The organism is Microbacterium sp. 13-71-7, from assembly GCF_002257455.1.
In the GTDB taxonomy this organism is placed as follows: domain Bacteria; phylum Actinomycetota; class Actinomycetes; order Actinomycetales; family Microbacteriaceae; genus Microbacterium.
The window spans coordinates 1-11,397 of the sequence record NZ_NCKN01000132.1 but is presented as its reverse complement, the minus strand read 5'-3'; the positions used below and the strand labels follow the sequence as shown (position 1 = coordinate 11,397).

Genomic DNA, 11,397 nt, shown 5'->3' with positions numbered 1-11,397 from the left:
GACTGGATCTCCTCGAGCAGCGCACGGTAGGCGAACTCCCCCGCGCGCATCCCCTCGGCGACGATGGTCATGACGCCAGTGTATACACAAAGGCGAGGACTAGGTGAGGTATTGCTGAGACTGACCTATTTCGTATACATAAGTCAGCTGAGCGCCCCGGCCGGCTCCGGAACCGCATCGGGATCCAGCTCGTCGACGACGGGCTCCCCGAGTTTCACCAGCACCACGCCGACGAGCACGAGCGCGCCTCCGAACGCCTGCAGCAGGTCGGGGAGCTGCCCGAGGAACAGCCAGCCGAACAGCAGGGCGGCGATCACCTCGGAGAGCGCCACGAACGACGCGAAGCGGGATCCCAGCCTCCGCGTCGACACGATGCCGAGCACGTAGGCGAGCGCCGTCGCGATCACCCCGATCGCGAGCACGGGCACGAACCACGGCAGCGTGCCGAACCGGTAGGTGACGTCGTGGGTGTTCCACGCCAAGGGCAGGATTCCGGTGGCGCCGACGGCGGTCAGGCCGATCGAGCCGATCAGCAGGCCGAGTCCGGCGAGCGCGATCGGGGGCAGCCCGGTGTCGCTGCGCCCCGAGAGCAGGAAGTAGGTCGCGGCGCCGACCATCGCGCCGAGCGCCCACAGTATTCCGATCGGGTCGATCCGGGATCCGGTGAAGATCTCCAGCATGAGCACGAGTCCGATGAACGCGACGACGGCGCCCACCATGCCCCGCACGCCGGGACGCTCCCCGCGTCGGAGCCAGAGCCAGAGCACGACCGCGATCGGCGCCGTGTACTCGATGAGCAGCGCGAGACCGACGTCCATCACGGCGACGGCCTGGAAGAAGCACAGCTGTGCGGCCGTGACCGCGAGCAGCCCGTAGACGACGATCATTCCGGCGTTCTTCCGGACGATCCGCCAACGCCCGCGCAGTGCGAGCAGCGTCGGCACGAGCAGGATCAGCGCGGCGACCCACATGCGGACCGTGACCGCGGCGCCGGGACTCCACCCCGCGTCCATCAGGCCGCGGGCCCATGCTCCGCTCATCCCGAAGGAGAGCGCTGCACCGAGGGCGAAGATCAGTCCGGTACGCATGCCGACGGCGTGCGTGTCATTCGCCACTGTGCTCATGACATGTGACGCTACTCGGCGGGGATGTAAGATGTCAACATGATCTTCACCGATGACACCGAGGAGACGCTGCGGGCCGCCGTGTGGCTCGCGAACTCGGCCGAGGATCCTGACACGCTCACTTCCCTGAGCGATGAGGCGACCTTCCTGAGTCAGTTCGGCTACACGGGCCGGATCGATCGCGATCAGGCCGAGCTGGAGGGGCTCCGCGAGATCCGCCCGCAGCTGCGCGCGATGCTCCTCGCGCCCCGTGACGACATGGCCATCGCCGTCAACGAGGCCCTCGCCGGCATCGCCCTGACGCCTCGCCTCGCGCGGCACGGAACTCTGGACTGGCATCTGCACGCGGTCGCGGACGACCACCCGCTGCCCGAGCGCGTGATCGTGGAGACCGCGATGGCCCTGATCGACGTGATCCGCGCCGAGGAGGGATCCCGCATCTCGGTCTGCGCCGACGACACCTGCGAGGCCCTCGCGCTCGACCTGTCGCGCAACCGCTCGAAGCGCTACTGCTCCACGGTCTGCGCGAACCGCAACGCCGTCGCCGCCTACCGCGCCCGCCGCGCCGAGGCCTGACCCTCGCCCGGCGCTTCCGCTTCCGGCTCCGGGTTCCAGTTCCGGGTCGTCCCCGCGAGCGCACGCCATGGCCTCCGCTGACGGGGACGACTCGACAGGTGGAGCACCCCACTTCCGGGTCGTCCCCGTGAGCGCACCCCATGGCCTCCGCTGACGGGGACGACTCGAAAGGTGGAGCACCCCACTTCCGGGTCGTCCCCACGAGCGCACCCCGTAGCCTCCGCTGACGGGGACGACTCGAAAAGCGGGGCCCACGCCCCGGATCCCACCCCACATCCGGGTCGTCCCCGTGAGCGCACGCCATAGTCTCCGCTGACGGGGACGACTCGAAAGCAGCGCCACCCCACATCCGGGTCGTCCCCGTCAGCGCACCTCAGGGGCTCCGCTGATGGGGACGACTCGGAAGTAGAAGGCGGTGCGAGTGGACGGGAGTACGGGGCGGCGTGGGAGGGTCCGGCTACCCTCGTGACATGACCTCCGACTGGACCGGATCCGCCATCGCCCTGCTCGAGGCGGACGGGAACCGCAGCGCCGACACGCACCTGCACGTGTTCCCCCTGCCCGCGGAATGGGGCATCGACCTCTATCTCAAGGACGAGTCGGTGCACCCGACCGGATCCCTCAAGCACCGGCTCGCACGGTCGCTGATCCTGTACGGGCTGGTCAACGGACGCATCCACGAGGGCACGACGCTGGTCGAGGCCTCGAGCGGATCCACGGCCGTGTCCGAGGCGTACTTCGCGCGGATGCTGGGCCTGCCGTTCGTGACGGTCGTGCCGCGCTCGACCAGCCAGGAGAAGATCGACCTCATCGAGTTCTACGGCGGACGCTGCCACTACGTGGACTCGGGGCGGGACATGTACCCCGAGGCCGAGCGCCTCGCCTCGGAGTGCGGCGGGCACTACCTCGACCAGTTCACCTACGCGGAGCGCGCGACGGACTGGCGCGGGAACAACAACATCGCCGAGAGCGTCTTCAGCCAGCTGAGCCGCGAGCGCCACCCGATCCCGAGCTGGATCGTCGTGGGCGCGGGCACCGGCGGCACGAGCGCGACCTTCGGCCGCTACGTCCGCTACCGCCGCCACGACACCCGCATCGCGGTCGTGGATCCCGAGGGCTCGGCCTTCTACGGCGGCTGGCGCGACGGGGATCCGTCGTTCACCACCGGCACGCCGAGCCGGATCGAGGGCATCGGGCGGCCGCGCGTCGAGCCCTCGTTCGTGCCTGGCGTCATCGACGAGATGATCCCCGTCGCCGACGCCGCCTCGGTCGCCGCGATCCGGCTGCTCAAGCAGCGCACGCTGCACTGGGCCGGCGGATCCACCGGCACGAACCTCGTCGGGGCGTTCCAGCTCATCGCCCGCATGCTGAAGGCCGGCGAGCGCGGCAGCGTGGTCACCCTCATCTGCGACGGCGGCGCGCGCTATCTCGACACCTACTACTCCGACGACTGGGTCGCGGCCCAGCAGTGGGATCTGGCCCCGCACCGCGCGCGCATGGAGCATTTCCTCACGACCGGGAAGTGGAACGAGGACTGAGGGCGCCGGCGCGAGCCGTCCGCTCGCCGCCGCGATCCGGGCGTGACCGCGCGGACCCCGGTCGCTACGCTGGCGGCATGACCACGCTCATCCTCACCGTCGTCGGATCCGACCGTCCAGGCCTCGTCGCGACCGTCGCGCACATCGTCGACGAGCACGGCGGCAACTGGGAGAACAGCCGGCTCGCGGAGCTCGAGGGCACGTTCGCCGGCGTGATCCAGGTGTCGGTGCCGGTCGAGCGGGTCGAGGAGCTGCGCGCGTCGCTGCACGGGCTCGACGGACTGCTCACGGTCGCGGCGCACCCCGGATCCGGATCCGGGGCGGCCGAGGCCGCGCAGGAGCTGTCGATCCAGGTGCTCGGCAACGACCGGGCGGGCATCGTGCGCGAGATCTCCGGCGTGCTGAACGCGCACGCGCTCAGCATCGAGAGCATGACCACCGAGACCCGCGATGCGGCGATGGCCGGCGGACGCCTGTTCGAGGCCTCGGTCGTGGCTCGGGTGCCCGCGGATGCGGATCCGGAGGCCCTGCGCGCCGCTCTCGAACGGATCGCGCACGACCTGCAGGTCGACATCACGGTCGGCTGACCCGCCCCACACGTACCGCGAGACTCCATCTGGGCGACGAGACTGCAGCCCAGGCATGCAGTCTCGTCGCGGAGATGGAGTCTCGCGGTCAGGAGGGGTCAGTGAGGACCAGGCGAGCCCGGTTCAGACCAGGCGAGCCTTCGGGGAGACCTCGTAGGTGTCCTCGGGGTCGTCGTTCACGACGCCGGCCAGAGCCGCGTCGATCGCGGCGAGGGTATCGGCGTCGAGCACCACGCCGGATGCCTTGACCGTGTCCGCCAGCTGCTCCGGGCGGGACGCGCCGACGAGGGCCGCCGCCACGTTCTTGTTCTGCAGCACCCACGCGATCGCGAGCTGCGGCATCGTCAGGCCCGCATCCGCCGCGATGGGCTTCAGCCGCTGCACGGCGGTGAGGATGTCGTCCTGCAGGAGGCGCTGGATGAAGTGCGCGCCCGAGTGCGGATCCGTCGCGCGGGAGCCCTCCGGCACCGGCTGACCCGGCAGGTACTTGCCGCTCAGCACGCCCTGCGCCATCGGCGACCAGACGATCTGCGAGATCCCCAGCTCCTCCGACGCCGGCACGACCTTGCCCTCGATCACGCGGTGCAGCATCGAGTACTGCGGCTGGTTCGAGATGAGCTGCACGCCCAGCTGCTTCGCCAGGGCGTGGCCCGCGCGGAGCTGCTCCGCGGTCCACTCGGACACGCCGATGTAGAGCGCCTTGCCCTGTCGGACGACGTCGGCGAACGCCTGGAACGTCTCCTCGAGCGGAGTCTCGTAGTCGAAGCGGTGCGCCTGGTACAGGTCGACGTAGTCGGTGCCGAGGCGCTTCAGGGATCCGTTGATCGACTCGAGGATGTGCTTGCGGCTGAGGCCGGTGTCGTTCGGGCCCTTGGGGCCGGTCGGGAAGTAGACCTTCGTGAAGATCTCGAGGCTCTCGCGGCGCTGGCCCTCGAGAGCCTTGCCGAGCACGACCTCCGCGGCCGTGTTCGCGTAGGTGTCGGCCGTGTCGAACGTCGTGATGCCGGCGTCGAGGGCGGCGTGCACCGTCTTGACCGCGGCGGCGTCCTCGACCTGCGAGGCGTGCGTGACCCAGTTGCCGTAGGTGATCTCGGAGACCTTCAGACCGCTGTTGCCCAGGTATCGGTAGTTGACCATGGCTCCAGCGTAAGCGTGTCCGGTCACGGCGGGATCCGCATCCGCCATCCGAACACAGACGTTCCCGTCGCATCTCCTGCCGCTTTCCGGCAGATATTCCGGCAGCTTTCGCGACGGGAGCGGTTGGGGCGGGAGCCGGAACCGGCGCCACGGCGGGGACGGGAGCCGGAACCGGGGCCACGGTCGGGGCGGGGGCCGGAGCCAGCGCCAGCGCCACGGCCGGAGCCAGCGCCGGCGCCACGGCCCGGGCGCGGACGGCCTACTCCGACATCTGCTTGCGCAGCCAGTACTCGGTCTGCGCGACGTGCCCCGCGGCCGCCGCCGAGGCCGCGGCGGGGTCCCGCGCGACCAGACCGCGGGCGATCGCGCGGTGCCCGGCATCGGAGAGGACCTTGAGCTGCGCGGCATCGGCGTCGTCGAAGATCCGGTACTGCCGGGTGCGGGAGCGCAGGACCTCGAGGAGGCTGGTGAGGGCGGCGTTGCCGGCGAGCTCCGCGATGCGCATGTGGAACTCGTGATCCAGCCGGGATTCCTCGTCGTGATCGGGGCTGTCGGCGATCCGCTCGACGAGCTCGACCAGCTCCGCGAGCATCTCATCATCGGCGCGCGCCGCGGCGATCGACGCCGCGTGCGCCTCCAGCGGCCGGCGGATCTCGACGAGCTCCAGGATCGCGTCCAGGGGCAGCACGTCCACCGTCAGCGAGAGGCCGCGGATGAGGTCGGCGGGCCGGAGCGTGCTCACGTAGCTGCCCGACCCGTGCCTGGTCTCCAGCACGCCGAGGGCCGCGAGCATCCGGATCGCCTCGCGCACCGAGCCGCGGGACACCCCGAGCTGCTCGCACAGCTCGCCCTCGCTGGGCAGCTTGTCGCCGGGACGCAGCTCCCCGTCGGCGACGAGCGCACGCAACCCGTGCAGCGCGGTCTCGAGTGCGCTCATGGTTCCCCTCCCTGGGCGAGTCCTCTCACGAGTGTGGAGCACCGCCGGGTTTGAGAATAGTCGTCTGACGACTTTGGGCCAAAAGTCGTCAATCTCTGGCCTCAGCATCACTTCTGTGCCAAAGTTGTGCGACAAGTTGACCTCGCCCCCTCCGACCCTTCAAGGATGAGACCTCCATGGACGACCCCCGCACGGCCGCCCGCATCGCCCCGGTGCCGCTCCTCTCGTACGACAGGGCCCGTGACGCCTGGCCGCTCGATCCGCGCATCGTGCACCTGAACCACGGATCCTTCGGCGCGGTGCCGACCGAGGTCGTCGCCGTGCAGGACGCGCTGCGTCGCGAGGCGGATCTGAGCCCGGTGGGCTGGTTCCCCCGGATCGCGGAGAAGGTCAAGGCCGCCCGCGCCGAAGTCGCGCCGTTCGTCGGCGCCGCCCCCTCCGACACCGCCTTCGTGCCGAACGCCTCCGCCGCGGCCACGGTCGTGTACAACGCCCTGCGGCTGGATCGCGACGACGAGATCCTCGTCACCGACCACGGCTACGGCGCCGTGACCATGGGCGCCGCCCGGCTCGCCCGACGGTTCGGCGCCCGCCTGCGCACGGTCGCCCTCGGCCTGCTGGACGACGCCGACACGGTCGTCGGCCGCTTCGCCGAGGAGATCGGCCCGCGCACCCGGCTGATCGTCGTCGATCAGATCACGTCCTCCACGGGCCGCCGCTTCCCCACCGCCGAGATCACCGCGCTCGCGCACGAGCGCGGCGTGCGCGTGCTCGTCGACGGAGCCCACGCACCCGGCCTGATCCCCGACGCGGCGATCGCGGGAGGCGGCGACTGGTGGTTCGGCAACCTGCACAAGTGGCCGTGCGCCCCGCGCGGATCCGCCCTGCTCGTGACGCAGGCGCCCGACCGCGACGAGCTCTGGCCGCTCATCGACTCCTGGGCCGCGACCGACGCCTACCCCGTGCGCTTCGACACGCAGGGCACGATCGACGCCACGACCTACCTCGCCACCCCTGCCGCGATCGCCTTCATCGAGCGCGAGCACGGCTGGGACCGCACGCGCGACACCGTCTCCGAGATCGCGGACGCCGGCGCCAGGATCATCGCGGAGGCCTTCGAGCGCGCCGCCGACGAGCCGGCACTCGTCGACCTGCCCATGCCTGTGCCCTCGATGCGCCTGATCCGCCTGCCGCTCGGCATCGGCCGCACCCGCGAGGAGGCGGACGACCTGCGCATGCGCCTGTTCGACGAGGTCGGCGTGGAGACCGCGTTCACGAGCTTCGCCGGCGCCGGCTACTTCCGCCTCTCCGCGCACCTGTACAACGAGTCCTCCGACTTCGAGGCGTTCGCCGAGCGCTGCGTGCCCCGGATCCTCGAGCTCGCCGGGCGCTGATCCTCCCCCTCCCCCTCCCCCTGCACCATCCCTGCAACACCCAATGAAAGGAAGCCCCATGGTGAAGCGCACCCGACTCGCCTCGATCGCCGGGGTCGGCATCGTCGCCCTCCTCGCACTCAGCGCCTGCTCCGGCGGAGCCTCGAGCGGAAGCGGATCCGCGGACGGCAAGGTCACCCTCCAGATGGTGGAGAGCCTGACGAACCCCGACCGCACCAAGCTCCTCCGCGGCCTGCTCGACGACTTCCAGAAGGCCAACCCGAACATCACCGTCAAGCTGGTCTCGCCGCCGACCGAACAGGCCGACACGACGATCCAGCAGATGCTGCAGTCCGGCAAGGGCATCGACGTGCTGGAGACCCGCGACATCACGGTCGGACCCTTCGCGAACAACCACTGGCTGTACGACATGACGGCGGACCTGAAGAGCTGGGACGGCTGGAGCGCGCTCACCGACAACGCCAAGAAGGCCGGCGTCTCCGACGGCAAGACCTGGTTCGTCCCCTACGGGTTTTACGGCCTCTCGCTCTTCTACCGCACGGATCTCGTGAAGTCCGCGGGCTTCGACGGGCCGCCCAAGTCCTGGAAGGACCTGCTCGATCAGGCCTCGAAGATCCAGGATCCGGAGAAGAACCAGTACGGCTACGCGTTCCGCGGGGGCAAGAACGCCAACTCGAACGTCGTCGCGGCGATCGAGGCGTACACGATCGACGACCTCGACACCTCGAACGCGTTCCTGCTCAAGGACGGCAAGACGATCTTCTCCTCGCCCGACGCGCAGAAGGGCGTCGACGACTACTTCGCGCTGTTCAAGAAGGCCTCCCCGCCGTCGGCCGTCTCCTGGGGCTACCCGGAGATGGTGGCGGGCTTCACGAACGGCACGACGGCCTTCCTGCTGCAGGATCCGGAGGTCATCGCGACCGTCTCGGCATCCAGCCTGAAGCAGGATCAGTGGAACACCGCACCGCTGCTCACCGGCCCGAGCGGCAAGGCGGCGCAGCCCCTCGCCGTCGCCGGCTGGGGCGTCGCGCAGTCGAGCGCCCACAAGGACGCCGCGGTCAAGCTGGTCGAGTACCTGTCCTCCGCGAAGCCCGCGACCACGTTCGCGCAGAAGAACAGCCTGGTGCCGATCATCGCGGCGGCGGCCAAGGACCCGTTCTACTCGACCGGCCCGTGGACCAGCTACGTCACCATGACCGAGCACCCCGACACGTACGTCAACGTGCAGCAGCCCCGCGGCGTCGCGTGGTGGACGGAGTGGATCCAGAAGTCCGACCAGGACGTGCAGAGCGTGCTGCTCGGCAACATGACCACCAAGGAGCTGCTGACCTCGTGGGACCAGTACTGGACCGCGAAGTACAAGAAGGGCTGATGTCGTGACCTCGACCTCCGCCACCGAGCGCCCGGCCGGTTCGTCCGGCCGGGCCGCTCGGCCCGCGCGGCCGCGCCCCGCCCCCACAGGGGCAGGGCGCCGCCGCACCACGTTCCGCGCCCGGCACGCCCTCACGATCCTCGCCTTCCTCGCGCCCGCGATCGTGTTCGTGTGCTGGTTCACGTACCTGCCGATGCTCCAGGGCGCGCGCATGGCGTTCCTGGACTACAACCTCTGGGATCTCACCTCGACGCCGTTCGTCGGCTTCGACAACTTCGCGAAGGTCCTCTCCGACCCGGTCTTCCCGACCGTCGCGGGCAACACCGTGCTGTGGGTGATCGGATCCCTGGTCCCGCAGTTCGTGATCGGCTTCCTCATCGCCCTCGCGCTGCGCCAGCGGTTCCGTTTCCGCGGCGTCTACCAGGCGCTCGTGTTCTTCCCCTGGGCCGTGTCCGGATTCCTCATCGGGATGCTGTTCCGCTGGATGTTCAACGCCGAGTTCGGCGTGATCAACGACCTGCTCATGAAGACGCATCTGATCTCGGCGCCCCTGCCGTGGCTCGCGGATCCGAAGCTCGCGATGTTCGCGGTGATCGTCGCGAACATCTGGTACGGCGTGACGTTCTTCGCGATCATGATCCTCGCCGCCCTGCAGTCCGTGCCGGACGAGGTGCTCGAGGCCGCGAGCCTGGACGGCGCCGGCAAGGCGCGCCAGCTCTTCTCGATCGTGATCCCGTACATCTCCACGACCCTGTTCCTCACCGTGCTGCTGCGCGTGATCTGGATCTTCAACTTCCCCGACATCATCTGGGCGATGACGGGCGGAGGACCGGCGAACCGGACCCACATCATCACGACCTGGATGATCAACTTCACGCAGCAGGGCAACTACGGCACGGCGAGCGCGATCGGCCTCATCGTCGTCGCGGTGCTGTTCGTGTTCTGCGCGTTCTACCTCTTCGCGATGCGGAAGGCCAGCCGATGAGCGCCACCATGACCCTCACGACCGGACGCACGGGCTCCTCGCGGCCGGCGCGCTCCTCCCGCTCCCGGATCACCGTCGGCGGCGTCGTCAAGGTGGTCGGGCTCGCGCTCTGGCTGCTGATCACGCTGTTCCCGCTGTATTGGATCGTGCTGACGTCGTTCAAGTCGCCGCAGACCGTGAACCGCTTCCCGATCGAGTACTGGCCCTCCGAGCCCTCGGTGCAGAACTACGCCAAGCTGTTCTCCGACGCGAACTTCGGGGTGTTCCTCGCGAACTCGGCGGTCGTCGCCCTCATCGCGGGCGCGACGTCGACGCTCATCGCGCTGCTCAGCTCGTACGTCATCTCGCGGTTCGAGTTCCGCGGCAAGGGCGCGGTGCTCATCGCATTCCTGCTGACCCAGATGATCCCCGCGTTCATCGCACTCGGCCCTCTCTACACGATGATGACCGACCTCGGCCTGGTGGACAGCAAGCCGGGACTGATCCTGGTCTACATCGCCGTGTGCATCCCGTTCTCGACCGTGATGCTGCGCGGCTTCTTCGAGAACGTGCCCGATGCGCTCGAGGAGTCGGCGATGATCGACGGCTGCTCCCGGCTCGGCGCGCTGTTCCGGATCCTGGTGCCGGTCATGACGCCCGGGATCATCGCCGCGTTCATCTTCAACTTCGTGAACTGCTGGAACGAGCTGTTCCTCTCGGTCGTGCTCATGCAGTCCGAGGAGAACCGCACGATCCCGGCCGCGCTGAACAGCTTCATCTCCACGTTCAACGTGGACTGGGGCTCGATGTCGGCCGCGGCGGTGCTCACGATCCTGCCGACGATGGTGCTCTTCGCCGTCGCCAGCCGATGGATCGTAGCCGGCCTCACCGCGGGATCCGTCAAGGAGTAGCCGGTCCGACCTGCCCGGTTCCGGCTGCCGGTTGGCGGGTCTCGCGGTTGCCGCGTCCCGGATCCCCGTGTTCCCGTGTTCCCGTGTTCCCGTCGCGATTATCGCCGCTACCCCCTGTTCCCGTCGCGATTCCTGCCGCTCAAGCGCCGTCAGAACGACAGAATCTGCGACGGGAACGCGGTCGACAGACGTCTGCGCGCCATCCGTCGAGAGGAACGACGGATGGCGCGCAGGGAAGGCGTCAGACGCGGGCGGCGTCGGGCGCGGTGGGCGTCACAGGCTGCGGGGCGGATGCCACGGGGCGCGCCGAGGACGGTGTCGGATGCGCCGACGCGGGGGCCGGGGGCGCGGATCCGACACCGGGATGCGCGGGCACCGGCCACGCGGGCGCACCGGACGGAGCGGGCGGAGCCGGGTGCGCGGACGGGGCGGCCTGCATGGTGGTCTCGGCCGTGGCGACGGGCAGGGCGGTCGTGGGCGCGGTCTCGGGTGCGGCCGCCGGGGCCGCCGAGGCCGCGGGCGCAGACTGCACGGCCGCGGACGCGGGAGCCGGGTCCGCCGCGGACGCGGAGGCCGGATCCGCTGCGGCGGCCGTCTCGGCCTCGTGCGCGTCGGCGAAGGCGCGGTGCTTCGCCTCTTCGGCGATGATCGCGGCGCGGTCGCGATAGCCCTTCGACGTGACACGGTCGAGCTCGACCTGCTTCGCGATCGCCTCGGCCTTCTCGTAGAGCGACGGATCGCCCCAGCTGGTCAGCACCTTCACGATCACCGGCAGCAGCTCGATCATGAAGAACAGCGCGGCGATCAGCCAGTGCGCGAAGCCCAGCACGGGCTCCTTCGCGGAGAGGCGGTCGAGC

The 11,397-nt window shown here is 69.7% G+C and carries 10 protein-coding genes and 1 pseudogene; 7 read left to right on the top strand and 4 right to left on the bottom strand.

Annotated elements, in window-relative coordinates:
* Positions 1-143 precede the first annotated feature (143 nt).
* Positions 144-1,124 carry an EamA family transporter gene (locus tag B7X32_RS13095; RefSeq protein WP_292720296.1) on the bottom strand — a complete coding sequence of 327 codons (981 nt, stop codon included), beginning with the start codon at positions 1,122-1,124 and terminating at the stop codon, positions 144-146.
* A 39-nt stretch (positions 1,125-1,163) separates the two neighbouring features.
* Between B7X32_RS13095 and B7X32_RS13090 the strand changes: the two genes are divergently transcribed.
* From B7X32_RS13090 to B7X32_RS13080, 3 genes are all read left to right on the top strand, one after another.
* Complete coding sequence (locus B7X32_RS13090; protein ID WP_292720294.1) at positions 1,164-1,700, top strand: CGNR zinc finger domain-containing protein; 537 nt, start codon at positions 1,164-1,166, stop codon at positions 1,698-1,700.
* A gap of 470 nt (positions 1,701-2,170) precedes the next feature.
* Complete coding sequence (locus tag B7X32_RS13085) at positions 2,171-3,238, top strand: PLP-dependent cysteine synthase family protein (protein WP_292720292.1); 1,068 nt, start codon at positions 2,171-2,173, stop codon at positions 3,236-3,238.
* A 77-nt stretch (positions 3,239-3,315) separates the two neighbouring features.
* Entirely contained in the window at positions 3,316-3,825 is a 510-nt protein-coding gene (locus B7X32_RS13080; protein ID WP_292720290.1) for an ACT domain-containing protein, read from the top strand.
* Between the two features lie 123 nt (positions 3,826-3,948).
* Here the strand turns inward: B7X32_RS13080 and B7X32_RS13075 are convergent, their stop codons facing one another.
* Positions 3,949-4,962 carry an aldo/keto reductase family protein gene (locus B7X32_RS13075; RefSeq protein ID WP_292720287.1) on the bottom strand — a complete coding sequence of 338 codons (1,014 nt, stop codon included), beginning with the start codon at positions 4,960-4,962 and terminating at the stop codon, positions 3,949-3,951.
* Positions 4,963-5,221: 259 nt separating this feature from the next.
* A complete protein-coding gene (locus B7X32_RS13070; protein ID WP_292720284.1) occupies positions 5,222-5,899 on the bottom strand; it encodes an FCD domain-containing protein in 678 nt (225 codons plus the stop codon).
* A 176-nt stretch (positions 5,900-6,075) separates the two neighbouring features.
* Here B7X32_RS13070 and B7X32_RS13065 point away from each other — a divergent pair, with 176 nt between their 5' ends.
* From B7X32_RS13065 to B7X32_RS13050, 4 genes are read left to right on the top strand one after another with little or no spacing between them, the layout of a single operon-like run.
* Positions 6,076-7,293, top strand: a complete 1,218-nt coding sequence (locus B7X32_RS13065; RefSeq protein ID WP_292720282.1) for an aminotransferase class V-fold PLP-dependent enzyme — start codon at positions 6,076-6,078, stop codon at positions 7,291-7,293.
* 58 nt (positions 7,294-7,351) lie between these two features.
* Entirely contained in the window at positions 7,352-8,665 is a 1,314-nt protein-coding gene (locus tag B7X32_RS13060) for a sugar ABC transporter substrate-binding protein (protein WP_292720280.1), read from the top strand.
* A gap of 4 nt (positions 8,666-8,669) precedes the next feature.
* A complete protein-coding gene (locus B7X32_RS13055; RefSeq protein ID WP_292720277.1) occupies positions 8,670-9,650 on the top strand; it encodes a sugar ABC transporter permease in 981 nt (326 codons plus the stop codon).
* An 8-nt stretch (positions 9,651-9,658) separates the two neighbouring features.
* Positions 9,659-10,540 (top strand): carbohydrate ABC transporter permease, encoded by an 882-nt coding sequence (locus tag B7X32_RS13050; RefSeq protein WP_292720275.1) that lies wholly within the window; start codon positions 9,659-9,661, stop codon positions 10,538-10,540.
* A 241-nt stretch (positions 10,541-10,781) separates the two neighbouring features.
* Here the strand turns inward: B7X32_RS13050 and B7X32_RS13045 are convergent.
* Positions 10,782-11,397 (bottom strand): annotated as a pseudogene (locus B7X32_RS13045) (DUF4407 domain-containing protein); the annotation flags it as partial.